At 42.6% G+C, this 25,588-nt stretch carries 25 protein-coding genes, 1 tRNA gene and 1 pseudogene; 10 read left to right on the top strand and 17 right to left on the bottom strand.

Annotation, left to right across the window (positions count from 1 at the left end):
• Nucleotides 1–106: 106 nt before the first annotated feature.
• Together AC6IZ0_RS01835 and AC6IZ0_RS01830 are read right to left on the bottom strand one after the other, a co-directional pair.
• Nucleotides 107–457: a carbon dioxide-concentrating mechanism protein CcmK gene (locus tag AC6IZ0_RS01835; protein ID WP_271733371.1), complete on the bottom strand. Its 351-nt coding sequence runs from the start codon at nt 455–457 to the stop codon at nt 107–109.
• A 66-nt stretch (nt 458–523) separates the two neighbouring features.
• Nucleotides 524–832 carry a carbon dioxide-concentrating mechanism protein CcmK gene (locus AC6IZ0_RS01830; protein ID WP_271733372.1) on the bottom strand — a complete coding sequence of 103 codons (309 nt, stop codon included), beginning with the start codon at nt 830–832 and terminating at the stop codon, nt 524–526.
• A gap of 441 nt (nt 833–1,273) precedes the next feature.
• Here AC6IZ0_RS01830 and AC6IZ0_RS01825 point away from each other — a divergent pair, with 441 nt between their 5' ends.
• Nucleotides 1,274–2,158: an alpha/beta fold hydrolase gene (locus tag AC6IZ0_RS01825; protein WP_271733373.1), complete on the top strand. Its 885-nt coding sequence runs from the start codon at nt 1,274–1,276 to the stop codon at nt 2,156–2,158.
• Between the two features lie 33 nt (nt 2,159–2,191).
• On the opposite strand, the gene AC6IZ0_RS01820 is transcribed toward AC6IZ0_RS01825, so the two are convergent.
• The 8 genes from AC6IZ0_RS01820 to AC6IZ0_RS01785 form a co-directional block, all read right to left on the bottom strand.
• A complete protein-coding gene (locus AC6IZ0_RS01820) occupies nt 2,192–2,743 on the bottom strand; it encodes a hypothetical protein (RefSeq protein ID WP_271733374.1) in 552 nt (183 codons plus the stop codon).
• 618 nt (nt 2,744–3,361) lie between these two features.
• Entirely contained in the window at nt 3,362–4,300 is a 939-nt protein-coding gene (locus AC6IZ0_RS01815; RefSeq protein WP_271733375.1) for a LysR family transcriptional regulator, read from the bottom strand.
• A 233-nt stretch (nt 4,301–4,533) separates the two neighbouring features.
• A complete protein-coding gene (gene ccmO, locus AC6IZ0_RS01810; protein WP_497724845.1) occupies nt 4,534–5,337 on the bottom strand; it encodes a beta-carboxysome assembly protein CcmO in 804 nt (267 codons plus the stop codon).
• Between the two features lie 47 nt (nt 5,338–5,384).
• Nucleotides 5,385–6,137, bottom strand: a complete 753-nt coding sequence (ccmN, locus tag AC6IZ0_RS01805) for a beta-carboxysome scaffolding protein CcmN (RefSeq protein ID WP_271733393.1) — start codon at nt 6,135–6,137, stop codon at nt 5,385–5,387.
• A 157-nt stretch (nt 6,138–6,294) separates the two neighbouring features.
• A complete protein-coding gene (gene ccmM / locus AC6IZ0_RS01800; protein WP_497724844.1) occupies nt 6,295–7,950 on the bottom strand; it encodes a beta-carboxysome scaffolding protein CcmM in 1,656 nt (551 codons plus the stop codon).
• 56 nt (nt 7,951–8,006) lie between these two features.
• Nucleotides 8,007–8,309, bottom strand: a complete 303-nt coding sequence (gene ccmL, locus AC6IZ0_RS01795; protein WP_271733380.1) for a beta-carboxysome shell vertex protein CcmL — start codon at nt 8,307–8,309, stop codon at nt 8,007–8,009.
• 16 nt (nt 8,310–8,325) lie between these two features.
• On the bottom strand, nt 8,326–8,661 hold the full coding sequence (locus AC6IZ0_RS01790) for a carbon dioxide-concentrating mechanism protein CcmK (RefSeq protein WP_271764047.1): 336 nt from the start codon (nt 8,659–8,661) through the stop codon (nt 8,326–8,328).
• Between the two features lie 95 nt (nt 8,662–8,756).
• Nucleotides 8,757–9,065 (bottom strand): carbon dioxide-concentrating mechanism protein CcmK, encoded by a 309-nt coding sequence (locus AC6IZ0_RS01785; protein ID WP_015212739.1) that lies wholly within the window; start codon nt 9,063–9,065, stop codon nt 8,757–8,759.
• A gap of 662 nt (nt 9,066–9,727) precedes the next feature.
• Here AC6IZ0_RS01785 and AC6IZ0_RS01780 point away from each other — a divergent pair.
• The 3 genes from AC6IZ0_RS01780 (at nt 9,728) to AC6IZ0_RS01770 (ending at nt 14,335) form a co-directional block, all read left to right on the top strand.
• The gene (locus tag AC6IZ0_RS01780) at nt 9,728–11,584 is read left to right on the top strand and encodes an NAD(P)H-quinone oxidoreductase subunit F (protein WP_271733386.1); all 1,857 of its coding nucleotides are present in this window, start codon (nt 9,728–9,730) and stop codon (nt 11,582–11,584) included.
• A 49-nt stretch (nt 11,585–11,633) separates the two neighbouring features.
• The gene (locus tag AC6IZ0_RS01775) at nt 11,634–13,133 is read left to right on the top strand and encodes an NADH-quinone oxidoreductase subunit M (RefSeq protein WP_271733387.1); all 1,500 of its coding nucleotides are present in this window, start codon (nt 11,634–11,636) and stop codon (nt 13,131–13,133) included.
• A gap of 71 nt (nt 13,134–13,204) precedes the next feature.
• Nucleotides 13,205–14,335: a CO2 hydration protein gene (locus AC6IZ0_RS01770; RefSeq protein WP_497724842.1), complete on the top strand. Its 1,131-nt coding sequence runs from the start codon at nt 13,205–13,207 to the stop codon at nt 14,333–14,335.
• Between the two features lie 10 nt (nt 14,336–14,345).
• Here AC6IZ0_RS01770 and AC6IZ0_RS01765 read toward each other — a convergent pair whose 3' ends face one another.
• Nucleotides 14,346–14,468 (bottom strand): hypothetical protein, encoded by a 123-nt coding sequence (locus AC6IZ0_RS01765; protein ID WP_497724840.1) that lies wholly within the window; start codon nt 14,466–14,468, stop codon nt 14,346–14,348.
• Here AC6IZ0_RS01765 and AC6IZ0_RS01760 point away from each other — a divergent pair.
• The 6 genes and pseudogenes from AC6IZ0_RS01760 (at nt 14,456) to AC6IZ0_RS01735 (ending at nt 20,275) form a co-directional block, all read left to right on the top strand.
• Entirely contained in the window at nt 14,456–15,439 is a 984-nt protein-coding gene (locus AC6IZ0_RS01760) for an alpha-ketoacid dehydrogenase subunit beta (RefSeq protein ID WP_271733389.1), read from the top strand. The genes AC6IZ0_RS01765 and AC6IZ0_RS01760 overlap by 13 nt on opposite strands.
• Nucleotides 15,440–15,556: 117 nt before the next feature.
• A complete protein-coding gene (gene secD / locus AC6IZ0_RS01755; RefSeq protein ID WP_271733394.1) occupies nt 15,557–16,972 on the top strand; it encodes a protein translocase subunit SecD in 1,416 nt (471 codons plus the stop codon).
• A complete protein-coding gene (gene secF / locus AC6IZ0_RS01750; protein WP_497724838.1) occupies nt 16,969–17,946 on the top strand; it encodes a protein translocase subunit SecF in 978 nt (325 codons plus the stop codon). Before secD ends, secF begins: the two co-directional genes overlap by 4 nt.
• 370 nt (nt 17,947–18,316) lie before the next feature.
• Nucleotides 18,317–19,501, top strand: coding sequence for an RNA-guided endonuclease InsQ/TnpB family protein (locus AC6IZ0_RS01745; protein WP_497724836.1), 1,185 nt, complete (start codon nt 18,317–18,319; stop codon nt 19,499–19,501).
• A 9-nt stretch (nt 19,502–19,510) separates the two neighbouring features.
• Nucleotides 19,511–19,693, top strand: a pseudogene (locus AC6IZ0_RS01740) (hypothetical protein); the annotation flags it as partial.
• A gap of 108 nt (nt 19,694–19,801) precedes the next feature.
• The gene (locus AC6IZ0_RS01735) at nt 19,802–20,275 is read left to right on the top strand and encodes a GNAT family N-acetyltransferase (protein ID WP_497724834.1); all 474 of its coding nucleotides are present in this window, start codon (nt 19,802–19,804) and stop codon (nt 20,273–20,275) included.
• Here AC6IZ0_RS01735 and AC6IZ0_RS01730 read toward each other — a convergent pair.
• The 6 genes from AC6IZ0_RS01730 to AC6IZ0_RS01705 form a co-directional block, all read right to left on the bottom strand.
• Nucleotides 20,238–21,125, bottom strand: coding sequence for a sensor histidine kinase (locus AC6IZ0_RS01730; RefSeq protein ID WP_497724833.1), 888 nt, complete (start codon nt 21,123–21,125; stop codon nt 20,238–20,240). The two genes, AC6IZ0_RS01735 and AC6IZ0_RS01730, sit on opposite strands and share 38 nt — an antisense overlap.
• Before the next feature lie 3 nt (nt 21,126–21,128).
• Nucleotides 21,129–21,731 carry an L-threonylcarbamoyladenylate synthase gene (locus tag AC6IZ0_RS01725; protein ID WP_497724831.1) on the bottom strand — a complete coding sequence of 201 codons (603 nt, stop codon included), beginning with the start codon at nt 21,729–21,731 and terminating at the stop codon, nt 21,129–21,131.
• 41 nt (nt 21,732–21,772) lie between these two features.
• Entirely contained in the window at nt 21,773–22,690 is a 918-nt protein-coding gene (prmC, locus tag AC6IZ0_RS01720; RefSeq protein WP_271733733.1) for a peptide chain release factor N(5)-glutamine methyltransferase, read from the bottom strand.
• Nucleotides 22,691–22,693: 3 nt separating this feature from the next.
• Nucleotides 22,694–23,494 carry a Tic22 family protein gene (locus AC6IZ0_RS01715; RefSeq protein WP_280793288.1) on the bottom strand — a complete coding sequence of 267 codons (801 nt, stop codon included), beginning with the start codon at nt 23,492–23,494 and terminating at the stop codon, nt 22,694–22,696.
• Nucleotides 23,495–23,946: 452 nt separating this feature from the next.
• Nucleotides 23,947–24,020: transfer RNA gene (locus AC6IZ0_RS01710), tRNA-Pro, on the bottom strand.
• 494 nt (nt 24,021–24,514) lie between these two features.
• Nucleotides 24,515–25,066, bottom strand: a complete 552-nt coding sequence (locus tag AC6IZ0_RS01705; protein ID WP_271733731.1) for a GNAT family N-acetyltransferase — start codon at nt 25,064–25,066, stop codon at nt 24,515–24,517.
• Between the last annotated feature and the right edge of the window lie 522 nt (nt 25,067–25,588).

Raw genomic sequence — 25,588 nt, 5'->3', positions numbered from 1 at the left:
ATGTATGCCAACGGAGGCTAAAAATAGACACACCTCAACTTTGAGTTAAGGTGTGTAAATTAAAGGTTTAGCTGAATTTTGGTCCCATACAAAACATGGGAAGGGATCAAAACCTGTTAGATGAACGCACGATGGGGTTTTCTACAGAATCCCGATACTGTTGAACCTGATCTGTATAGGCGATTGGTAGAACAGCTTCCACGTTTTCATGGGGACGGGGAATAATCACCCAAGATTCCAAAGTACCACCATAAACATTTTCCGCAGCTTCAACACCAGCGGCCATAGCAGTTTTGACCTCGGAAACATCCCCGCGAATATTTACTGTAAAACGAGCGCTACCGACTCTGATATAACCAACAAGGGTGACGCGACCAGCTTTCACCATCGCATCTGCTGCTGCTAGTACAGCAGGAAAACCTTTTGTTTCAAGTGCGCCAACGGCCTGTAGTGACATTAGTAATCTCCTGTATGAATTAACGTATTTGGGGCGACAAATTTATTGTCCTGAGGAATTTACCTATTACATACGGAACGGATCAGATGTTTCGGTGAAGTGGATCGGTAAAATGGTCTCGACGTTTTCCGGGGGGTTAGGAACAATATAGTGGGTAATTACTTGACCACCATAAGCTTGTTCTCCGGCTAATATTCCTGCTTCGACAGCCCTTTGAACTTCAGCAACGTGTCCCCGAACAGCGACTAACAAGCGAGCGCTTTCGGCTTGACCATAATACACAATTGTGACTGCGGCAGATTTAACCATGGCATCTGCTGCTGCTAGTACAGCAGGAAAGCCCAAGGTTTCAATGACGCCAACCGCCATGGGCATGGCATTAGCTCCTGAGTCTAAAAAATCAAGTGATATTAATTGTACGAGGGTTTCGTACCAACTTTGACATTTAGCAAAATTTTCTCTTCACCCCGGTGTAAACTAAGAGGTTGTTTTATAACTTTTCAACAGGTAATTTTCATTTTAGGGAACAGGGAACAGGGAACAGGGAACAGGGAACAGGGATTAGGGGATTAGGGGAACAGGGATTAGGGATTAGGGGAACAGGGATTAGGGATTAGGGGAACAGGGATTAGGGATTAGGGATTAGGGGAACAGGGATTAGGGATTAGGGGAACAGGTAACAGGGATTAGGGATTAGGGAACACACCGGAAGAAACAAAATCAAGTCCCATTCCCTTGTGAAGGGAATGGGGAGGGTGGGGGTAAAACAATATTTGATACACTAATCATACCTTTTAAAACATCCTCTAAAGAATTATGTTTCCTAATTTCTTACCTCCCACAGTTGGACAACTAACTGAACCTACCTCCATCGCCTTGGCTCAAATTATTCAGGCTCAAGCGATCGCCACTCCTTTAACTAATCAACCAATTACCACTACCTATGTGCAAAAGGGTAGTGGCGGTACACCTATTTTATTAATTCACGGATTCGACAGTTCTGTGTTTGAATTCCGTCGCCTTTTACCACTGCTACCAAGAGATAATGAAACCTGGGCTGTGGATTTATTAGGCTTTGGGTTCACAGACAGAATTACCGATGTGCAATTTAGTCCGCTGGCTATCAAAACTCATCTGTATTATTTCTGGAAAACTTTAATTAACCAACCTGTGATTTTAGTGGGTGCGTCTATGGGGGGTGCAGCTGCCATTGATTTTACCCTGAGTTACCCAGAATTGGTGCAAAAACTCGTGTTAATCGATAGCGCTGGTTTGAAGGGGGGTTCACCCTCAAGCTTGATGTTTCCCCCATTGGATTCTTTAGCAGCTAATTTTTTGCGTAATCCTCATATACGCGATCGCATTTCCCGCGCTGCTTACAAAAATCAGTTACTCGCCTCAACTGATGCTCGCATATGTGCCTCATTACACCTAGAAATGCCTAACTGGACTCAAGCCTTAATAGCTTTTACTAAAAGTGGTGGGTATCGCGCTTTTCAACCAAAGCAGCTTACCAGCATTGTCCAACCAACTCTCATCTTATGGGGAGATACGGATAAAATTTTAGGTACATCGGACGCTAAAAAGTTTACCCAAGCGATTCCTAGTAGTAACCTTGTTTGGATCAAAGATGCTGGTCATGTTCCCCACTTAGAACAGCCAGAAGTTACCGCCAAACAAATTCTCGAATTTCGTAATTAATCACAAATTAATAATTAATTAAGAATTACGAATTCAATCGTACAACCAAGTATTATCTGCAAACTTATCACCTTCTTTTTGACGTTGTACAAGCTGCTCAGGAACCCGATGTGATTTTTTATAGCCAACTGGATTATATTTCTCTTTGACTTGGATTGCACTTTCTTTCTTGGGAATTGCTGACTTATCCTGTTTTAGTGGGATGTGGGATTTACTTTGTTGTATTAATTGAGAGTTAGACTCTGCAAGCTGTAGGGCGGTTTGTTTAGCTTCGTGCAGTTCTTTAGTCAGCCTTTCTGTTAATACTTGCTTTTCATACAAATTTGATTGTAAATCAACAATTTGTTTTTGCAGAGTTTTTTCTTTATTTTGATATTCTTCCAGAGTTTGTTTTAATTTTTCCACAGTAGTTTCTAAATCTTTTGAACTAGACATAGCATCATTGGGTTTAAGTAATTGCTCTGTTGCTAAAACATTCTGTTCGGTAACTTCCTGTGCTGTAACTTCAACCGCAGCTTCATTTTCAAGTAGTATCAATTTTTGTGCCTCTTGCTGTAGTGATTCGGATAGATTTTGCTTAACCATTATTTTCTCCAATAACGCTGTAATTCTTTTGCAGACGTGGTTTATGACTCCCCCTAGGGTGTATTTTTCTCTCGCCATTCAGCAATAGCGAGCGAATCTAGTTGTGATTTTGCTTTCCCTATGAACTGGCAAAAGCTTCAATATCTGCATCAATAATAAACTTATTATTTTACGTGAATTGTGCAGCTAAATTAACTACTGTAGTCGTTTTACCGACTTCTCCCTAACTGTTGAGATATTTTTAACAATGCTGACTTCCCAGGCTGCCTTACATAAATATACCCCTTTGTGTGGCATCCTATCACAAAAAAATCTTGATACTCCCCACGGCTAGAAGCCGGGGGATTCTTGAAGAGTCCACAAACGAACTGTCAAAATAAAAATCAGCAGTCATCACCTTACCGATCCTCTAGCGGATGAGCAAATGTATCACTCAGTCAATGTCATACAGCACCACTGAAAATGTATTGAGAAAGAAACGGTACTACCAAGCCGAACCTTTCTTTGTATCTCCAAGCTTTAGAACTCTATAAACGCCTGCTGGGAGACAATCATCCCCATACTATTATTGTTCGTGAAAATTTGGCAGCTTGCCGACAACAAAATTGACGATAAAAATTATTCCAGCTTATCAACCGGACTGTTACCATAATCACCATTTTCCTCGACAAACTTTTTGGCGGACTCCAGTAAATACTCGTAATAAGTACGAGCGACAATAGATAATTGTTTACCAGATGGATACCCTATGAACCAAGTTCGCTTGATGGGGAAATGTTCTACATCCAAAATAGCGAACTCAGAAGAGTCTGGCATTAAGGTATGGCGAGATAAAACAGAAATTCCCAACCCCCCGGCGATCGCCTGTTTAATAGCCTCATTGCTGCCCAATTCCAGTTTAACTTTTACCTTCACACCATATTGATCAAAGAGTTTCTGCACGGCGCGGCGAGTCCCTGAACCAGGTTCGCGCATAATAAAAGGTTCATTTGTCAACCTTTTTATGGGGATATTTTTCTGTTTTGCCAAGGGATGATTAACGGGTGCAAATACTACTAAAGGGTTGTCTAAAAATGGCTCATAGTTGACATCGATATTTTCTGGAACTTGACTTAAAATGTACAGGTCATCCATGTTATTCAGCATCCGTTCCAAAATGCGTTCATGGTTGGTTACTTGTAAGGAAATCTCAATTCCGGGATAAAGTTGACAAAACGGCCCTAATAAACGAGGAATAAAATACTTAGCCGTTGTAATCACTGCCAACCGTAATTGCCCCTGTTTAAGACCTTTTAAATCCGCCACAGTCATTTCAAACTTGGCCATGGTTTCAAAAATCTGCCGACAAGTGGTAAATAATTCCCTCCCGGCCTGTGTTAAGAATAGACGTTTTCCCACCTGCTCAAATAATGGCAACCCCACCGATTTCGTGAGTTGTTTAATTTGCATCGACACGGTAGGTTGAGTAAGAAATAATTCCTCAGCCGCACGAGTAAAGCTACTGTGCCGTGCCGCTGCCTCAAACACCTTCAACTGGTGTAGCGTTGCCTGCTTCAAGGGTGATTCTCCTCTAATAGAAATTTAATCTATAAATCTAGTATCACTGAACACTTGCCAATGCGACAGAACCACTCATACGAAGTTCTGAATTATCCTATAGATAAAAATCTATTAATCTTATTCAAAGAAAGTTGTTTTACTTATGGTATTCACAAGTTATTATCAAGACAACAAGCAAAGCGTAAGATGCCTTCCATGGCAAGATGAATAGTTAAAATTATTACATAATTTTAACCTTCATCTTTCCATATTTCTTCGGCAACCTCCTGGGGAATTTTGGACGGGATTTGGGATAAATCAGGCAACTGTAACACTTCTATTTCCGCCACCTGCTCTTGGACATTGACGGGCATATGCAATGGTTCGCGGTGTTCAATCCAGCAGCTGGCTAAAGGTAAGGTTTTCTCCATCTCATCTAGTGGTCGAGGAATAACCATGACTGCGTTCAATTCGCCAATGCGTTCTGCCTCAAACATTCCAGCTTCTACCGCCACTGCCACATTGGCAACAGTGCCACGAATAATGGCAGTGCACAAACCGGCACCAATTTTTTCATAGGCTGCCAAATGAACATCAGCCGACTTAAGCATGGCATCACAAGCACCCACCATGGCCGGAAATCCCCTAGTCTCCACTAAACCAATGGCTAAGTTACTTAAACTGCTTTGATTTCCTTCCTCCATCAATTTACTCAGCCGGCTGGTGATGGGCAGCACTATATCCAAGTTAGGATAAGGCCGAGGAATCACCAAGCTAGAAACCAATTGACCAAACTGTTCAGCAGTTTGAACACCAGCTTCTACAGCCAGACGCACATCGGCAATTCCGCCTCTGACAATAGCGGTACACTGCCCACTACCAATTTTTTCATAACCGACTAGGTGAACACCGGCGGATTTGAGCATCATATCTGCCGTTCCCACTATGGCGGGAAAGCTGCTGGTAGAGACTAAACCCAAAGCAGTATTTTTCAGAGGATCTCGTCGGCGGGATTTCTGAATTGTGCTAATAGAGTGTTGGTTAGATGTTTCCATGTGAACTTTCCAGATTACTCATGAAACTGACAACTTACAATTAACACTTACTCAGACTGATCGTCAGAGATGGGGTCATTTAAGCTTTGCCGATGGGGAAATAATGTCACTAGTAACCTATTTATACTTCCTTGTCCATAAATTTGGTTCCCGAAATTATGATCTGATTTAGTGGGAGGCTGACTTGATTTTGGTTCCTGGGGTATGGATTTATTGGTGTCAGCGTTTTTTTCTCCAGCAGGGGGCTGGCTTTCCGATGTAGGCGAAGACACAGAAGAGGAAGTAGACTGGTATTTGAATTTCCAGTAAGCAGATGCACAAATGTTAGTTGAGGAAATGACTGTCTCCTCATCCGGCTCTAAACTATTTTCCGCTTCTGGCTGTTGTTCACTACTGGTATGAGCACCATTGTTAGGAGCTGCTGCCGGTTGTTGTGTATCCTCAATTTCCCGACTGGTGTCCCCTAAAATTGAGCCTGGCGGAATGACTGTTCCCGGCTCGATAGAACAGTTAAAAACTGTGGTTGCTGAACCAATACAAGCATTTGCGCCAATTTTGCCTTGACCCACCATCAAAAAACCGGCTCCCAAGTTTGCTCCTGCTTCTACCTCTAGAGTGCCTTCGCTAACTTGGAGAATTGACCCCATACCAATACACACCCCTGGTCCGATGATCATCTTGCTGTTTACAGCAGCTTGAAGTATGACTCCAGGTGCCAAGACCGCGCTGGGATGAATAGTCACCTCGCCACTTATATAGGACTCGAACTTGTTGCTCAGGTGCAGTGGCGGCACAGACATGGAAATTTTTACCTCGGAAGCCGGAGAGAGCATAGTGCTAAGTGCTGAATCCATTCTATAAGGTTGGCAATAGCTTGATGCCTGGAGTAATGACTAAAAATTTCACTCAGCAATGGCTACGCCCACGGATGTTAACAGCACTCTTAACTCAGCAATTTTAGGGACGTTGGATGATAGTTTCTAGGACTCGGCGTTTAGCTTTAGTGTCAATACCAACTAACCGCACGTATTCCCCTGGATATTCAGCGAGGTATCCCTCTAAAGCCTCAATCACCCCTCTGTCAGATTTGGCTTCAATTTGACCGCAGCTCGCCCAGGAACCTGTACGGAACCGTCTTTGGTCTACGTGTTCAGCAGTAACTTTATATCCACCCGCCAAAATTTGTCGGATTTGGTCTACCACTTCAGAACTCAACCGGGTACTGGTGGCGGTGGCGGTAGCAGTGCCGGAACTATTGCTGCTAAAGGATTTCTTGGTAGCAGAAGGGGCAACTGGTCCGCCTGGTCTTTGGATAATGCTTTCTAAAACCCGCCGTTTAGCTTTGGTATCAATACCAATCACCCGTACATATTCCCCTTGGTGGGATTCTAAACATGCTTCTAATGCGGCTAGCACTTCATTGGTGGAAGTTGATTCAATGGGCTGGCAGCTGTTCCAGGAACCAGTGCGGAAACGTCGCTCATCTACGTGTTCAGACCCAATTTTGTAACCACTTGATAGCAAATTACGAATTTGCTCTATGGTTTCGCTACTCAGTACACCACTGCTGGCAACGTGACCATTGCCATTACTACTATAGCGACCGTTACCATTATTAGCAGATGCCGGAAAACCACTAGAGGCGATGGTAGTGACTATGCCATCCGGGCGTTGAATAATCGTTTCTAGGACGCGCCGTTTACCATTGTCAATGCCAAACAGACGGACATATTCGCCGCTATGATCTTTCAGACAGCTTTCTAAGGCTGCGATCGCTTCACCTATAGATCCAGGTTGAATTGGTTGGCAACTTTGCCAACAACCAGTGCGGAACCGTCTTTGATCTACGTGTTCCGTACCAATTTTATATCCTTGATCTAAAAGATAGCGCACCTGTTCTATGATTTCTGCACCCAAGCTGTTGCTCGACACTTCACTACTCCTTTCTAGCTCTAAAACAGTAATACCAGTATTTGTATAAGATTTAGCAATCTCATCCCGAATGGGTGCAATACACTTGCTATCCGCAGCACAGCGATAACCAGTTCTTAATGACTGATTTATCCCCACCACATGATGGGCGAACTGCTGATCCTGAACCTCAGCATCTGGCAACCGGTCTGCTTGCTGCTGAGTAGTAATTATCGCTCCCGAAGGTACATACTTACCAGGGGGAATTTCTACATCTTGAATTAAAGCGTGCATCATCACGATGCAACCCGCGCCTACTCTGGCGTTAAATACTGTGGAACGAAAACCAATGAAGGAATTATCTCCTACATAAGCCGGACCATGAACCAATGCCATGTGGGTAATAGAAACATTTTCTCCTACCCATACTGAGTATTGATTTTGGTCATCGCCAATGACTCGGCCTTGTTCGAGTCCATGAATTACTACACCATCTTGAATATTAGTATTTTCGCCAATAAAAAAAGGTGTACCTTCATCCGCTCTAATCGAGGTTCCTGGAGCAATGATGACATTAGCACCTATTCGTACATCTCCAATAATATTGGCTGCCGGATGTACAAAAGTGCTTTCATGGATTTTGGGCTCGGCTAAATTCCTCGACCACGGGGTTGGGGGTGCCGCCGTGCTGCGGACAACCATTACAAGATTCCTCCTCAATTAAGCTTTTTTTTCTTAAATCTTTGACCATTCAAAGACTATCGATACTGCTCTTTTTTGCTGTACATGAGACGACCTTCCAAGTGAATGGTATCAATGATCGCCACCACCGCAGCATCCAAGGGACGCTGTTCATTACCTAAAATCTGACGAGCGGCACTGCCACGAGTGACAAGCACCCACTCATCTACTCCCGCGCCTACGGTATCTGCTGCTACTTCGTATTTAGACAGGAGGTTTCCTTCTTCATCTACTAATTGCAACAACAGTAGTTTGACACCGCGAAGGCTTGGATCTTTTTGCGTGCTGACTACTGTGCCACGAACTTTGGCAACTTGCATTACAGATTACGGTCTTCTACCGAAAAGGACGAATGGCGTTGACATTTTCCCGGAATTGTTCTACGTCTTCGGTATACCGAATTGGTAACACGTATTCCAAGTTTTCATGAGGACGAGCAATGATGTGGGTAGATAACACTTCTCCCCCATGGACTCGTTTAACTGATTCTACCCCCGCACCCACTGAAGCTTGAACTTCGGAAACATCACCCCGAACGATGACTGTGACTCGACCGCTGCCGATTTTTTCATAGCCTACCAAAGTAACACGCGCGGCTTTTACCATGGCATCAGCAGCTTCTACTACTGCGGGAAAGCCCAGCGTTTCTACCATTCCTACTGCGATTGACATTAGTTCTTATCCTGAATTAAAGTTTTTACCCTTGGGAAAAAGTGGCGCTCAAGACGGCGACCCCGTTAATTACTTTACTTGCTTAAAATCAGTTTTTAAGTCCGGAACTGTTCTACAGCTTCGGTGTAACGTATGGGCAAAACGTACTCTAGGTTTTCGTGGGGACGGGCAATAATGTGAGTGGATAATACTTCGCCACCATTAACTCTTCTGGCTGCATCTACGCCGGCCGCAACAGAGGCTTGTACTTCCGACACGTCACCCCGGACAATCACGGTTACCCTAGCACTACCAATTTTTTCATAGCCTACCAAAGTCACACGTGCGGCTTTCACCATCGCATCAGCAGCTTCTACTACCGCCGGAAACCCCTTAGTTTCAATCATTCCAACTGCAATTGGCATCGCAGAACTCCTAAAAATTTAATCCAATTAGTACTGTGTTTTGAAATGTTTAAGCGGAGGGCTGCATCTTGAGCCATAAAAACACTTCTAAATTAAGCATAGGAAAGCTTGGCCTCCCTGGCAATATAAATTAGTATAATAGTTTATGATAAAATAGTTTTAAAAAACTTAACAAAAGTTTATCCCTGATTCGGCTCAATGAAAGTTAATCAATTCCTAGAGTACCCACTTATGCTTTATAATTTCTTTATTACATTTACAAAAGGACATTCATAGCTACGGCGACTCCGCTCCGCAGTGGGGATATTAATCGCTGTATGTTTTGCTGTCTATAAGTTTTCCAACCTTGAGAGAAAAAGTAATCATTTTGTAAAAAACACATAATTTTTTTTAATGTATTTGGATAAATTTATTTACTGCAAGTACAAATATAAATCCATCATCACCGATGATTTAATAGACGTGAATGCTTGTAAATATCTAAAACTATATTCAAATATACCAAAATAAGATAACCTAAACAAAAAATACTCATTGAAGAATTTAGGAAACAAATAGTTAAAAAAACCATAGATATAATCCAATAATTATATTTTTTAGTCAAAGATTGTTCTAAGGATATTTAAGAAAAAGTCACAGCGGAGTCCTCAAGGAAAATGTCAATGAATCAGTTTCTATTTTCAACAAGTTGGTGGGTGCCATTCTACAGCCTACTTGGCGCACTGGTAACCTTACCGTGGGGAATGGGAATCATTCGGCGTACCGGTCCTAGACCCGCGGCATATTTCAACATATTCACAACCATTGTCGGTTTTCTTCATAGTCTGTTCGTATTTAAGCATATTTGGGATAAACAACCAGAAATTTTAGTGATCAACTGGTTGCAAGCTGCAGATTTTAACTTATCTTTTGCCTTAGAACTCTCTCCAACTAGCATTGGGGCGATGGTATTAATTAGCGGATTAAGTCTGTTAACACAAATTTATGCCCTAGGATACATGGAAAAGGACTGGTCCTTAGCACGGTTCTTTGCATTAATCGGATTCTTTGAAATGGCGCTGACTGGTTTAGCGATCAGTGATTCCTTGTTTCTCAGCTATGCTGTTTTAGAAGTACTCACCCTTTCTACCTATCTATTGGTGGGATTTTGGTATGCTCAACCACTAGTCGTGACAGCAGCGCGAGATGCCTTTTTGACCAAGCGGGTGGGAGACTTACTTTTATTAATGGGGGTGGTAACGCTTTCGACTTTATGTGGTAGTTTGAACTTTTCTGATTTGTATGAGTGGGCACAAACAGCTGATTTAAGTCCAGTTACTTCGACTTTGCTGTGTTTGGGATTAATTGCCGGACCTGCGGGTAAATGCGCTCAATTTCCCTTACACCTATGGTTAGATGAAGCCATGGAAGGCCCTAACCCCGCTTCGGTAATGCGGAATTCATTAGTTGTAGGTGGCGGTGCTTATGTATTATATAAAATTCAGCCAATATTAACCTTGTCTCCCATTGCTTTAAATACCCTAGTTGTGATAGGGGCATTGACCGCAGTGGGTGCAACATTAGTGTCACTAGCCCAAACAGATATTAAGCGAGCCTTATCTCATTCCACTAGTGCATACATGGGCTTAGTCTTTTTGGCAGTGGGGTTAGAGCAAGGTGGTGTGGCCCTAATGTTAATGTTAACCCATGCGATCGCTAAAGCTCTATTATTCATGAGTTCTGGTTCAGTAATCTATACCACTAGCACCCAAGACTTAACCGAAATGGGTGGATTATGGTCAAGGATGCCAGCCACTACCACAGCTTTTATCGTAGGTTCTGCTGGTATGGTAACACTGTTACCACTGGGAAGTTTCTGGGCAATGCTGGCATGGGCAGATGGCTTAGTTCATGCTAGTCCTTGGGTAATTGCCATCTTAGTATTAGTCAACGGCTTGACAGCCTTGAACCTGACACGAGTATTCAGATTAATATTTTGGGGCAAACCACAACAAAAAACCCGCCGCACCCCGGAAGTTGGCTGGCAAATGGCATTGCCAATGGTGGCACTAACTGTAGTGAATTTACTCTTACCACTGATGCTACAGCAATGGTATTTGCTGCCTAATTGGGAAAACGTGGATTGGTACATACTATTAATCTTGGTTTCTTCTACGGTGATCGGCGTAGCTATAGGCTCTACAATGTCCCTGCATAAAGCATGGTCAAGATCCAGAATCCTGGTCTGGAGATTTGTACAAGACCTATTGGGTTATGATTTTTACATTGATAAAATTTATAAACTAACGATAGTTAATTTAGTCGCCCTGCTATCAAAATTTTCTGATTGGAGCGATCGCTATCTAGTTGATGGTTTTGTTAACTTGGTAGGATTTGCGACAATTCTAGGTGGACAAGGCTTAAAATATACCATTTCTGGTCAATCCCAGGGATATATGTTAACTATCCTGGTAGTGATCAGCGTCCTGGGTTTTTTCATTAGCTGGTCATTAGGTCTACTAGATAAATTACCGTTTTAACAGGGCAACAGACTTTTTACATCCCCTCTACCCATCCATAGTTATACTTATGCTGAGTGTACTAATTGTACTGCCATTATTAGCCGCGGCTTTAATCGGTTTCTGGCCCGGTCACATCAGTGGCAAACTTTCCCGTCAAGTGGCTTTCCTCTTCGCCATTATCATCTTCTTGTGGACAGTTGTACTGGCAGTAAAATTCAATCCCGCCCAAGCCAATCAACAGTTTACTGAGTTTATCCCCTGGATAGAATCTTTAGGCTTGAATTATAATTTAGGAATAGATGGTTTATCTTTACCATTACTCGTTTTAAATGGACTGTTAACTTGTATTGCCATTTACAGCAGTAATGAATCCCTTCAGCGTCCTAGATTTTATTACTCCTTAATCTTACTGTTAAATGCTGGGGTGATTGGAGCATTTTTGGCACAAGATTTACTACTATTTTTCCTGTTTTATGAGCTGGAACTAATACCGCTATATCTGTTAATTGCCATTTGGGGAGGCGCTAGACGGGGTTATGCTGCCACAAAATTTCTGATTTACACCGCGATTTCCGGGATATTAATTTTGGCAAGTTTCCTGGGTATGGTTTGGCTGAGTGGTTCTGGTAGCTTTGCGCTCTTGGGTTTGAAAACCACAACTTTACCTTTGGTAACACAGCTGATACTACTAGGAGGCCTTCTAGTGGGTTTTGGGATTAAAATTCCCCTATTTCCCTTTCACACATGGTTACCAGATGCCCACGTTGAAGCTTCTACACCCATTTCTGTCCTGTTGGCGGGAGTGTTATTGAAGTTAGGAACCTATGGCCTACTACGTTTTGGTATGAACTTGTTACCAGAAGCTTGGACTTATTTAGCCCCATGGTTGGCAACTTGGGCTGTAGTCAGTGTACTATTTGGCTCTTCTTGTGCGATCGCCCAAACCGACATGAAAAAAATGGTAGCCTACAGCTCCATTGGACACATGGGCTACATCCTATTAGCAGCGGCGGCGGCTACACCGGTGAGTACCTTGGGGGCTGTGATGCAAATGATCAGCCACGGTTTGATTTCCCCACTACTGTTTTTACTTGTGGGGGTTGTTTATCAAAAAGCTGGAAGCCGCGATTTAAATGTAATTAAAGGATTACTTAACCCAGAACGAGGGTTACCCCTGATTGGTAGCTTAATGGTTTTGGGTGTGATGGCCAGCGCCGGTGTACCGGGAATGGTGGGGTTTATTTCCGAATTTATCGTTTTTCGGGGCAGTTTTGCCGTTTTTCCAGTGCAGACGCTGTTATCTATGATTGGTACAGGCTTAACTGCCGTTTACTTCTTAATTCTGATGAATCGCGCCTTTTTTGGGCGGTTGTCCCCACAAGTCAGCAACTTGCCCCGTGTATTGTGGAGCGATCGCATACCTTCAGTAATTCTAGCGGTATTGATTGTAATTTTTGGCATACAACCAGCTTGGTTAGTGCGCTGGAGTGAACCCACAATCACAGCTATGGTTAATAGCGAAAATGTAGTACCTGCGGTGTCTTTAGATCAGGGTACTGGTAACTAAGGACTGGGTAAGAGTATTTTCGATACCCGATACCCCATCTCTAAATCTCTGTAACTTTTGCAGAAATGGCAATGGTAAGCATGGAAAAAAAACCTTTCTCACATCCTTTATCTGAGTATATTCAAAGACTACTCACCGGAGGTACATTACTTCCTGATAGTCCAGATAATGTCATGGAAGTTGTGGGCATACTGAAAAGCTACGGCGTGGTTTTAGATGCCTATTCAAAAAACCTCATTTATATTGCTGAACATCAATTTCTAGTATTTTTTCCCTTTTTTAAATACTTTAACGGGGAAATTTCTTTGCCCAAGCTAATTCGCCATTGGTGGCATGACAGAATTAACTTTGAATATGCCGAATATTGCATGAAAGCCATGATGTGGCACGGTGGAGGTGGTCTAGATGCATATTTAGATACACCAGAGTTTGAAGAAAGAGCACAAGCAGTTATTCAAGCCAAATTCCCCAACAATCCCATCATCGGCGTTAACCAACTATTTCCGGATTTTTTAACGGAAATGTTACGTGTGTCGGCTTACTATAGTGGCTTAGGCCAATTTTGGCGGGTAATGGCGGATATTTTCCTGAATTTATCAGACCGCTACGACGACAAAGAAATTAAAACCATTCCCCAAGTTGTAGACCACATTAAAGCGGGTTTGGTTGCAGATGCGTTAAAGCCTATTACTTACGCCGTCAAAATCCGAGGGGAAGTTTATGACATCATTCCTAAATCTGTGGGTTTAACCTTCCTAGCAGATACAGCCATCCCTTATGTAGAGGCAGTATTCTTTCGGGGAACTCCCTTTCATGGCACAGTGTCATATAATGCCCAAGCATATCAAATTCCCCTAGACCAAGCTCGATTTCAGTATGGCGCACTATATGCGGACCCTTTACCTATAGGTGGTTCTGGTATTCCTCCCACTTTGCTGATGCAGGATATGCGTCATTATCTCCCGGATTATTTACACACAATTTATCGTCACAGTCTTCGAGGGGAGGATGATTTGCGAGTCAAAATTTGTATGAGCTTCCAAAAGTCAATGTTTTGTGTAACCACAGCAGCGATTTTGGGACTAATGCCTTATCCTATGGATACTGAAGATACATCTGAACAAACTGCTAATCGCGTCTATTTAGAAAAATGGATGAACCGCTTAGAAACTTCTCAATTACAGGCAGTAAATAACAAATAATACAACTTAATTAATTTATTTTGCCCAAAAAATCAATCTCTAATCTAGTGCGATCGCTCACGATATTTGCTACGGTGGCACGATAAGATTCTAAAACAATAGTCTGACTATAAGGTCTAAATGGCAGAAACACTATTTTTTAACGCTCTGCGGGAAGCCATTGATGAAGAAATGGCGCGTGATTCGAGTGTATTCGTTCTTGGGGAAGATGTAGGACATTACGGCGGTTCCTACAAAGTCACTAAAGACTTATACAAAAAGTATGGCGAACTACGCATTCTCGATACTCCCATCGCCGAAAACAGTTTTACTGGTATGGCGGTCGGCGCAGCTATGACTGGGTTAAGACCGATAATTGAAGGTATGAATATGGGCTTTTTGCTCCTAGCCTTTAACCAGATATCCAACAACGCGGGAATGCTACGCTACACCTCCGGCGGTAACTTTAAAATCCCTATGGTAATTCGCGGTCCTGGCGGTGTAGGTAGACAGCTAGGGGCTGAACATTCCCAACGCCTAGAGGCTTACTTCCAAGCGGTTCCGGGCTTAAAAATTGTTACTTGCTCCACACCCTATAACGCTAAAGGACTACTAAAATCGGCTATTCGTGACGATAACCCGGTGTTGTTCTTTGAACACGTTCTACTTTACAACTTAAAAGAAGATTTACCAGAAGAAGAATATCTACTACCCCTGGATAAAGCAGAAGTTGTGCGTCGTGGCAAAGATGTCACAATACTCACTTACTCACGGATGCGCCATCATGTATTGCAAGCCGTGAAAACTTTAGAAAAACAAGGTTATGATCCAGAAGTAATAGACCTAATATCACTCAAGCCTTTGGATTTTGATACTATTGGGGCATCCATACGCAAAACCCATCGAGTTATTATCGTGGAAGAGTGTATGAGAACCGGGGGTATTGGTGCAGAATTAACCGCCTCCATCAATGACCGCTTGTTTGATGAATTGGATGCGCCGGTACTGCGGCTTTCTTCGCAAGATATACCCACACCCTATAACGGTAGTTTGGAACGGTTAACAATTGTGCAGCCAGAACAAATCGTCGAAGCTGTAGAAAAAATGGTCGCTATGCGAGTTTAAAAGCCCAAGACTGGGGAATGAGGAAAAATCTACCTCATCTCCCCACCACCCCCATCTACCCATTCAAAACTCGTTCAAAGAACGCTATTATAGCCTTTGTCAGTTGCGAGTTATTGTATGCAAAGACAGCGATCGCTATTAGCTTTGATTTTCGTGCTGCTCATGGCCGCTATTGCGGTGATAGTCAAAATTCCAGTACCTTTGGGGTTAGACTTACGGGGCGGTTCACAGTTAACCATTCAGGTGCAATCAGCACTCCTGATGAGAGAAATTACTGAACGAGATTTGGCTGGGGTTCAGAAAGTTGTGGAAGGTCGAGTTAATGGTCTTGGGGTTTCTGAGCCAGTAATTCAAACTGTAGGCACAGACAAAATCCTGGTACAATTACCAGGAGTCAATGACCCGCAGCAAGCAGAACGAGTGCTAGGTGGTACAGCACAGTTAGAATTTCGACAACAAAAGCCTGGTACAGAAACTCAACTTTTTGCTTTTCAAGCATCCAGAACTGAACTCAGAGCCAAGCAAGAAGAGTTAAGAAACCGCGGCGATGAGGCGGCAATTATTAATAATCAAGAAGAATTAGCCAAAAATAATCAAGCCATCAGAGAATTGTTTGACAGCACTGAACCACCACTAGACGGTAAATATCTCCAAGATGCCTATGGTGAACCAACTCAAGGTAGTAATTGGAATGTTGCCATTCGCTTTGATACTAAAGGTGGTGAACTGTTTGCCAATCTCACTAAAAACCTTGCCGGTACCGGGCGGAGCATTGGGATTTTTTTAGATAATGAATTAATCAGCGCTCCTGTAGTGGGGGTAGAATTTGCTGGTACAGGAATTACCGGCGGTGCTGCAGTGATTACAGGTACATTTACCCCCCAAGAAGCCAATGACTTGGGCGTGCAGTTGCGTGGCGGTGCTTTACCTGTACCCGTGGAAATCGCCGAAAGACGGACCGTAGGCGCTACCTTGGGTAAAGACAGTATTCAAAGCAGCATTTATGCTGGTATTGGCGGTCTAATCTTAGTATTAATATTTATGGTATTTTACTACCGCCTACCAGGATTGATTGCCGATATCTCATTAGTCATCTACTCTCTACTAACATGGGCGAGTTTTGCTCTGTTGGGGGTTACCCTGACTTTACCGGGAATTGCTGGTTTTATCCTCAGTATTGGCATGGCAGTTGATGCCAATGTGCTAATCTTTGAGCGTACACGGGAAGAATTGCGAGCGGGTAAATCTTTGTATCGTTCTGTAGAATCTGGTTTTTACCGAGCATTTTCCAGTATTTTAGACAGCAACGTCACTACATGGATTGCTTGTGCTGCTTTGTTTTGGTTTGGTTCCGGATTAGTCAGAGGCTTTGCTCTCACCTTAGCCTTGGGTGTAGCCATGAGTATGTTTACGGCAATCACTTGTAGCCGCACACTCATGTTTTTAGCAGTTACTAGTCCGGCTGTGAAAAATAAGCGAGAGCTTTTCTGTCCTAACCTACCAGCATTAAATAAGCCAGAGGTGGCTAAATGAAATTGAATATTAACAAATCGCGATCGCTATGGTGGAGCATTTCTAGTGCCTTTATTCTGATTAGTTTGATCTCAATGGCGATTTCGTGGCAAAACCCCCAAATTCGCGCCCCCCTACGCCCCGGCTTAGATTTCATCGGTGGTACGCGCTTACAGTTAGAACGTGACTGTACACAACTGGGTAACTGCGATCAACCAATCAATATAACCACAGTCCGAGAAGTAGCACAAGCCCAGGGTTTGGGCGATAGCAGCATCCAAATAGTGGGAGACAATGGCATATCAATTCGCACCAAGGACTTAGATGTTGATCAGCGCACCAATTTACAAACTGCTTTAAGTGAGAAAATTGGTATCTTTGACCCGCAACAAAACCAAATTGACACTGTTGGCCCTACCTTGGGAGCAGAATTATTTCGGTCTGGTATCATCGCCCTCATAGTTTCTTTTATGGGCATTATTATTTACTTGACCTTCCGCTTCCAGTTGGACTACGCCTTATTTGCCATTGTGGCGCTTTTGCACGATGTCTTGATTACTGCAGGGCTTTTTTCAATTTTCGGCTTACTGCTCAACCTAGAAGTGGATAGTCTGTTTATTGTGGCACTGCTGACAATTATCGGTTTCTCTGTCAACGATACAGTAGTGATTTATGATCGCATTCGGGAAACTATTAAGGTCAATCCCCAGCAGCCAATTGTCGAGGTTGTGGATGATGCTGTCAACCAAACATTAGGAAGATCAATCAATACTACCTTAACAACCTTGCTGTCAGTCATCGCCATCTTTGTCTTTGGCGGAGAAACACTCAGATACTTCGCCCTAGCATTAATTATTGGCTTTGCTATAGGGTCTTATTCCAGTATTTTTGTCGCCAGTACTCTGTTGACTTGGTGGCGAGAACGCACAGAGAAATATCCTATTTTAGTCAGTGCTGAGGCCATTGATACATCTACTAACTCCCAGGATGGTTAGAATGAGCTTAAGGGAATACCAGGCGGTGGGAAATATTGCTTATACAAACCAGAGCTTAATCAGGTAAATTGAGTGTATATTAGCTTAAAATAACCAACATCAACACATTAAAATCAGTGGTTTATCGGTGGTTAATTATTCTTATTTGAACCATAGTAAATCCCAAACCGCCTGTGCATAATTCCTCATTACCCGAACAACAAGCCTTTGATTAATTTGGAACCGGTTGTTTATTCTCCCATGGATCAACTCGAAGAACCATCAATAAATAGTAAAAATGCCAATGGTATTAACTCATCCTTTAACCAACAAGTAGAAAGGCTACATCAAATGTAGAATCTATTTTAACAGACCAATTTTAGCACAAAGCATGAAAGCTAGATATCAGTACAGATTTTACCCAAGAAACCAACAGCAACAGAATTTAGCTCGGTTGTACGGTTGTGTTAGGGTTGTTTGGAATGATGCTTTAGCGTTCTGCAAACAATCTGAAAAGCTGCCTAGATACAATAAACTCTCGGCAATGCTGACCCAAGCTAAAAAGACTCAAGAGAGAAAATGGCTATCTGATGTTTCTTCAGTGCCATTACAACAGTCTCTTAGGCATTTAGATGTTGCTTACAAAAACTTTTTCAATTCCCTTAAAGGTAAGAGAAAAGGTAAAAAGGTTGGGGTTCCTAGATTTAAAAAGAAAACCAACTCACAATCAGCAGAGTTTACTAAAGCTGGTTTTTCTATAAAAGATGGAGTAGTTTACATAGCAAAAATTGGGAATATCAAACCAATTTGGTCAAGAGAACTGCCATCTGAACCTAGCTCAGTTACAGTGATTAAGGATGGCGCTAACCGCTATTTTCTTAGCTTCGTTGTAGAAGTTAAACCCAATATTACTGTTGCCAAAAACCAAAGCATAGGTATTGATTTAGGACTAAAGACTTTTGCTACAATGAGCAATGGAGAGAAGGTTTTAAGCCCTATATACTCAAAACATGACCGCAAGATTCGTAAATTGCAGCGAAAATTAGCGCGTCAACAAAAAGATTCAAAAAGGAGAAACAATACTCGCATAAGGATAGCTAAATTACACAACCATATTTCTGATACCAGAAAAGATTTTTTACATAAGCTATCAACCAAAATAGTTAACGATAACCAAGTAATTGTTTTGGAGGATTTGAATGTCTCAGGAATGCTCAAAAACCGTAGACTATCTAGGGCGATTAATTTGCAAGGGTGGCGGCAATTCAGAATTTTTTGTGAGGCTAAATCTGAGAAACTTAAACGGGATTTCAGAATAATTGACAGATGGGAACCTACTAGCCAGATTTGCTCTTGTTGTGGGTATCGTTGGGGCAAGATTGATTTGTCTGTTCGCTCAGTGTTGTGCTTGAATTGCAACACTCTTGCAGACAGAGATGAGAATGCTGCTAAGAACATAGAAATGGTCGGCATGGGGCATCGGCACGACCTAAAACGGACAGGGAGTGACTGTAAGACTGTTTCGGCAGCGAGTTACTGTGAACTGTCAAGAATCACCGACCTTCAAGGTCGGTGAGTATGTCAACATCCACTATCTAGCCTCGGTTTAGCCGTTTGTATCGGTACTACCGTTTCTACTATACTTTGGCAAAGCCGAAGTATTCTCCTGGGATTACCAGAACGCGAAAAACAACGCCTAGAAAAACAAGTTTTGAAAATCAGACAGCAAGGACCTACTCATCCTCTGTGGAAGTGGATTTGTCATTAAATAATGATAATTAAACTTGAAGATAGTTGCATATAGATATACGTATCGGAAACTTTCTAGGACAATATGAGTTCATCCAAATAATGATACTGCCTTGGGGTGCAAAACATGAACTATCCTCAAATTCAATTTAGGGAATATCGCCAGTCAGAAATCAACCTTTACCAACTTCAAGAACTATTTAATCTTGCCGCTTTTTGGGCAAAAGGACGTACTATTGAGGATTTAAGTATAGCGATCGCTAATAGCGACCCGGTGATCAGTATTTGCGATGGAGAGCATCTAATTGGCTTTGCCAGGGCGACTTCTGACGGTATCTATCGTGCTACTATCTGGGATGTGGTGATTCACCCAGATTATCGCGGTACTGGTCTGGGGCGTAAGTTGGTAGAAACCGTTTTAAGTCATCCCCGGGTTAGAAAGGTTGAGCGAGTATACTTAATGACTACTCATCAACAGGAGTTTTACCAAAAAATTGGTTTTCAGTCCAATGTCAGCACCACAATGGTACTATATCACCAACCAAATATTGAAACTCTCCCGATCACTGAAGTTCAGCTTCAGGAATCACTGGGGGGATAGAAATTTGTAACCTAGTTAATTCTTCATTTGTTTCTGGAGTGCTTGGACAAGGAACAACTTCTAATTTTCCTCCCATCATCTCCAAGAGACTCTGGTTTAATAACATCTTCATTCCTGGGGAAAGAATTGTATGAGCTTGATTATTCTCAGCACTATCGACTCCTAATTTCATCAGTTCTATGGACTCACTGGTAGTGACAGCATGGCTTGGAACATCCAGGAAAATCTCCAGCCTATTATTAGTAGGCGAGAAACTACTAGAAAGACGGATACTACCAAATTCCATTTGATTAATCGCATTGTCTACTAAATTGACCAATATTTGGCGGAGCCACCGGTAATCTGCCAAAACATAAATTTCTGGGTCTGGAAGCACAACACGCAAGGATAAATTGCGATTTGCTGCCACCATATAAGTTAAATTATTAACTTCCTGTAAAATCTTAGCCAAGCAGTGGGGTTGAATATCTAATTTATTAGTCCCATGTTCTGTTCTGGCTATGTTAAGAATTTCATCAATTAGGTGTAGTAGTTTCAGCGCTCTTTCGTGGGCTTGAGCAATAAATTCTCGCTCCTCTTCTGGATTTTCACACAAATCGGACAAAATTAACTGATGTAAGCCAATTAAACCATTCAGGGGCGATCGCAATTCATGGGTAGTCCGGGCTAAAAATCCCCCTTTAAACAGGCTCATTTCCCGCGCCATTTGGTAAGCTAGCTCTGTTTGCTTGATCTGTGCTGCTGTAATTTGCGCCTGCTGTGGAGAGATGACTGGCGATAACCGACTAAATACTTCCCGAATACCCAACCCCAGTAATATTCCTACACCTAAATATATCCAATTGATCATTATTTAACAATTATTCTCAAAACTTAATTTAACCGTACCTTGGCGTAAGATTTGCCAATTATTACCAGTCCACTTACACACAGTGGAAGGTACACCAATTCCAGAAACTTCAGCACGACCTTGAGTTGATTCCAGAGTCATAACTTCAGGGAACTGATCAGCAATTTCTGCTAAGTCTTTTAAGGGTGGTTGACCTGAAAAATTAGCGCTGGTGGTGGCAAGGGGGCCTGTTTGCGCCAAAATGGTTTGAGCGATCGCACTATCAGGGACTCGAATACCAATTGTATTAGGGTCATGAGGATTCATCTGTTTTGGGACGCGATCGCTAGCTGGTAATACTAATGTTAATCCTCCCGGCCAATATCTACTTGCCACCTCTTGCCAAATTTTCCACTCATTTTCATTACCTTGGACATAAGGCCATAAATCCTCCGCACTAGCTCCCATCAAAATCAAAGGTTTATCTTGACTGCGCCGTTTCGCCTCAAAAATCAATGGTGCTTGCTCTGGTAAAGTCGCCAGTGCGGGTACTGTATCTGTGGGAAAACTGACCAATAAGCCAGCACGTGCGCCGGTTATTAAGTCAACTAAAGAAACTTGAGTCATTTGTCAGATTGAACACAGTTGAATTAACAATTATTTCACGACTAGCCACTTATAGAAGCTACCGCAAATCTTTCAATACCTGCTAAGTCCTGGTAAATTTGAATATTAGAGTAGCTACCTTGTTGCTGTAAAAGTCTGTGTACAGTATCCGCCTGTCCCGCCATCATCTCAATTAGCCATACACCACCAGGGCGCAAATAGTCCGGAGAAATTTCTATTAACTGGCGAATACAATCTAAGCCATCAGTACCACCATCTAAAGCTAGATGTGGTTCATGGTTGACTACTTCTGGTTGCAAGGTAGCCACAGTAGTAGTGGGAATATAAGGTGGGTTGGATACCATACCGCTAAACTGTCCTTTGAGGGCTGTTAGCGGCTCCCACCAACAACCCTGATAAAATTTAATCCGGTGGTCAAAACCTAAATTACAAGCATTTGACTGGGCAATTTTTAATGCTTCCGGGCTGTAATCCACTGCATGAATTGTTGCTTTTGGTAAAGCATCTGCTAAACCTAAGGCGATCGCACCGCTACCAGTACCTAAGTCTGCCCAATGTCCGGAACTGAGCAATGGGGCGGCGCTACCGTTATTCCCAGCCGCCACAGCTAGATCAATTAAATATTCAGTTTCCGGTCTGGGAATTAAAACTGCATTTGACACGGCGATTTTAAAATTTCGCCAAGGGGTTACTCCGGCAATATACTGTACTGGCAGGTGTTCATTTAATCGCCTTTCCCATAACTGCTCTAAGTTTTCTAAAGGTAAGGACATGGGAATGTCAGCCCTCTGTTTAAAAGATTCTAAACGCAGCCCCAAGCGGTCTAAATCCCCTACTTCCAGAAGTAACCAATCTACTTCGGCGGGGGAAATGTCATGAGCGACGGCTTGGGCGATCGCTCTGTTACGCCACTCCCAAAGCCGTAAACCGGAAACTACCCCATCACATTTGTCTGTCATTCCTTAACGTTGCTGAGGTCTAGCTGTCCCTGAATTATTACTACCCTGTCTAGGCAAAGTGTTGATATATTCTCGAGATTCCTGGGATGGTACGAGAACAACTTGGTTAAGCCAAGGATCATCTTTATCCTGTAAAGTTTTAATTACCCCGTCTATATCTATGACCTGAATATCCGCTTGGGGAAACTTCGGCTTCACTTGATTTAATAAGCCTTGGGCATCTTGCTTGCTTAAAAACAAAGGAATCAATTCTTGATTATTATCAGATTTGAACTGAATGGGCACATAACCCTGATTTGGTGAAAATCTCACCGCAAAAATCGGCACGCTAGGAAACTGGGTTACTTTTTGACCACTTTGACGCAGTAATTCCATTGCTCCCTTAATTTCCCCCTCTACCGGTTTAAAGGCAAATATAAGGCGTTCTGACTGATTTTTACTTTGTTGCAATTCTTGATAAATCACACCTAGAGGCACTGCTGTTACTTGTAGGCTGTTCACCATTTTTTCCATTTTCGGATCTTTACCCGGTACGCCCTGTAGTTCCTTAATAAAAGTTTGAGCTTCCTGCCGACTCATATAAACACCAGTCACCGACGCACCAGTTGTTTCACTGTCCGATAACGGGCGACTCAGTGGAGCACCCTGATCATTAGTAATTAGATATACGGGTACAGCATCTAATTTTTCTTTTATTTGCTGTTCTGACAAAGCCAGTACGGGCAAATTACCCACAAAAACCGATCCCAGTAAAGTACTTCCAAGTAGTCCTAATGTTGCGCCCCAGCGAACTAATGCTTTCATAATATCTCCTCACATCAATAGTTAAATAAGACAGAGAAATGCTGGTATGAGGACTAGAATAACTAGTTTTAGTTATATTCTCATCCTGCGGAAAATCTGAAAAATTTGTTTTTGCGGTTCAATGCTAACAATTAATTCTCAAAAACCGCCATTTCCTCACCCAGAATAAGTTCTCTGGTAATAGGCGATCGCATGATGTTTTTCTCGAGGTTGCCTGGGTATTTAATGCACAATGGTTGTTAATCTTGTTTAGGTTGCTCTGAAGACGGGGAGACCTCCCCCCACAGTTGAAATGCTCAATGCCATGTAATTGGCTTGCTTAAATCTAGTTGACGACATGAGATGATTAATCGTTCCAGCCTAACGCGCTTTTATCTCAACTTCTCACGCAAGACTTAGATAATCTCGATCCATGTCTATTAAATTCATGCCCTGCCAATTATAAATTAAAATCGGGATGACAGGATTTGAACCTGCGACATCCTGCTCCCAAAGCAGGCGCGCTACCAAGCTGCGCTACATCCCGGATCGATTAGTCTTAATGCCCTCTATAATCTTTAAAACCAACATACACGCTGGTTTAATTATAGTTAAACAGGTTAAATCTTTGGAACTGCGTCCCAAATGATAGTTTATCACCTCGACATTAACATTATATCATAATAGCACGTTTAACTGATTTTGGCTAACCAATTTTATCTTGATTTTAGCACCCGTAAAACTCCATCCCCTTTGACACTCCCCACGGCTATAAGCCAGGGGATTCTTGCTTCACGGGGACTCCAATGAATTTACCCGCGCTAACGCGCCGCTCCGCTAACAGCAAGCATCTTGACCGTGTGCCCCACGGCTGCAAGTTATGCATATAGCTAACACACTCTATTATACATTAAAGCTAATATTTGTCAAATTTATTTTTAGGACTGCGACTGAAGTTCCTAGCGCACTACACCCCCATAGTTAGAAACTAGGGGCAATGTGCGCGTTTTTTGGTAGAAACTGCCTAACCTTGGCTGACAATTACTGCGGATACCAGAACATACCTTTAATGCCTTCTGGGTCTGACATAAAACCCATACCGCGATAAAAATCTAGAACATGAGGATCGGCAAATAGAGTAACATTGCTAATTTCTTCACTTCTGAGTTTTTTGAGTACGTATTTCATCAGGGCTTTACCCAGTCCTTTCCCTTGAAAGTCGGGGTGAACTACCACATCCCAAATAGTCGCATTAAAAGCATGGTCAGAGGTAGCACGAGCGAAACCAATGAGCCGTTTCTGGTTTCCTCGCACTTGCCACATAGACGCTACGAGAAAACTATGCTCAATGGCTTTTTTGACTTTTCTTAAAGGACGACGCGACCAACCAACTGCATCGCAAAGTTCCTCTAGTTCATAGAGGTCAATATTTCGCTCCGTACTAAAAACAATACGAGTCTCCTTCTGATAAGCAACGCTCTCGCCATTGGGGCTAGATTCGCTCGCCACAGACCGTGTACGTTCCTCGAAAGAGTTAGTTTTACTTGTCGCTATAGACTCAGGACTATTAAACCAAGTTTTCCAAAAACCCATGCCAACGTGGTTCGGGTAGTATAACTTAATTGGCTTCCACTTTCACAGGAGTGTTGATTCACGTTCTAGAAAGCTGAAACCCTAAATATCCCTCTCACTTAAATTTCTTTAGATGTTTGCGGGATTTTTGATGGCAACGGCTTTTTATAGCGTGTTTCACACCAATCATTTACCAGTTTAGCATTTTGTTTTGCAGTCCAGGAGTAATTTCCTAAAAACTGGGGAATCTCAGTTGAATTCTCTAAGATGGCTTAGGGATGGGAGATTGGTACATGGTTACTACTGGTGGAACACCGCGCTGATTGATGCGCGTAATATCCCCAACCGGCGGCATTTCTTGGGCTATTCAATGCTATAATAGACAAGTTTGTTACCAAAATGTACTAATCCCAAAGAAACATATACCGCGTCAGGTGTTATCCGGTGGTTGAAACCAGGTCAGACAGGCTGTACCTGTTATTGCTGTTTAACCCCATAATACCCCGTTGTTAATACGGGCAAGTACGTCAATCGCACCCGTTG

The organism is Anabaenopsis sp. NIES-4685 (assembly GCF_059725405.1).
Note: the sequence above shows the minus strand (reverse complement) of the source record. Positions and strands in the feature narration are given on the sequence as shown.

Coding starts and splice junctions, on each gene's coding strand:
- AC6IZ0_RS01835 (WP_271733371.1), bottom strand. CDS start 457: ATGTCACTACAGGCCGTTGGCGCACTTGAAACAAAAGGTTTTCCTGCT.
- secF (WP_497724838.1), top strand. CDS start 16,969: ATGAAATTGAATATTAACAAATCGCGATCGCTATGGTGGAGCATTTCT.
- AC6IZ0_RS01820 (WP_271733374.1), bottom strand. CDS start 2,743: ATGGTTAAGCAAAATCTATCCGAATCACTACAGCAAGAGGCACAAAAA.
- AC6IZ0_RS01790 (WP_271764047.1), bottom strand. CDS start 8,661: ATGTCAATCGCAGTAGGAATGGTAGAAACGCTGGGCTTTCCCGCAGTA.
- ccmL (WP_271733380.1), bottom strand. CDS start 8,309: ATGCAAGTTGCCAAAGTTCGTGGCACAGTAGTCAGCACGCAAAAAGAT.
- ccmO (WP_497724845.1), bottom strand. CDS start 5,337: ATGGAAACATCTAACCAACACTCTATTAGCACAATTCAGAAATCCCGC.
- AC6IZ0_RS01785 (WP_015212739.1), bottom strand. CDS start 9,065: ATGCCAATTGCAGTTGGAATGATTGAAACTAAGGGGTTTCCGGCGGTA.
- AC6IZ0_RS01745 (WP_497724836.1), top strand. CDS start 18,317: ATGAAAGCTAGATATCAGTACAGATTTTACCCAAGAAACCAACAGCAA.
- AC6IZ0_RS01760 (WP_271733389.1), top strand. CDS start 14,456: ATGGCAGAAACACTATTTTTTAACGCTCTGCGGGAAGCCATTGATGAA.
- AC6IZ0_RS01775 (WP_271733387.1), top strand. CDS start 11,634: ATGCTGAGTGTACTAATTGTACTGCCATTATTAGCCGCGGCTTTAATC.
- ccmN (WP_271733393.1), bottom strand. CDS start 6,137: ATGTCTGTGCCGCCACTGCACCTGAGCAACAAGTTCGAGTCCTATATA.
- AC6IZ0_RS01825 (WP_271733373.1), top strand. CDS start 1,274: ATGTTTCCTAATTTCTTACCTCCCACAGTTGGACAACTAACTGAACCT.
- AC6IZ0_RS01735 (WP_497724834.1), top strand. CDS start 19,802: ATGAACTATCCTCAAATTCAATTTAGGGAATATCGCCAGTCAGAAATC.
- secD (WP_271733394.1), top strand. CDS start 15,557: ATGCAAAGACAGCGATCGCTATTAGCTTTGATTTTCGTGCTGCTCATG.
- AC6IZ0_RS01730 (WP_497724833.1), bottom strand. CDS start 21,125: ATGATCAATTGGATATATTTAGGTGTAGGAATATTACTGGGGTTGGGT.
- AC6IZ0_RS01725 (WP_497724831.1), bottom strand. CDS start 21,731: ATGACTCAAGTTTCTTTAGTTGACTTAATAACCGGCGCACGTGCTGGC.
- prmC (WP_271733733.1), bottom strand. CDS start 22,690: ATGACAGACAAATGTGATGGGGTAGTTTCCGGTTTACGGCTTTGGGAG.
- AC6IZ0_RS01705 (WP_271733731.1), bottom strand. CDS start 25,066: ATGGGTTTTTGGAAAACTTGGTTTAATAGTCCTGAGTCTATAGCGACA.
- AC6IZ0_RS01780 (WP_271733386.1), top strand. CDS start 9,728: ATGAATCAGTTTCTATTTTCAACAAGTTGGTGGGTGCCATTCTACAGC.
- AC6IZ0_RS01715 (WP_280793288.1), bottom strand. CDS start 23,494: ATGAAAGCATTAGTTCGCTGGGGCGCAACATTAGGACTACTTGGAAGT.
- AC6IZ0_RS01830 (WP_271733372.1), bottom strand. CDS start 832: ATGCCCATGGCGGTTGGCGTCATTGAAACCTTGGGCTTTCCTGCTGTA.
- AC6IZ0_RS01770 (WP_497724842.1), top strand. CDS start 13,205: ATGGTAAGCATGGAAAAAAAACCTTTCTCACATCCTTTATCTGAGTAT.
- ccmM (WP_497724844.1), bottom strand. CDS start 7,950: ATGGTTGTCCGCAGCACGGCGGCACCCCCAACCCCGTGGTCGAGGAAT.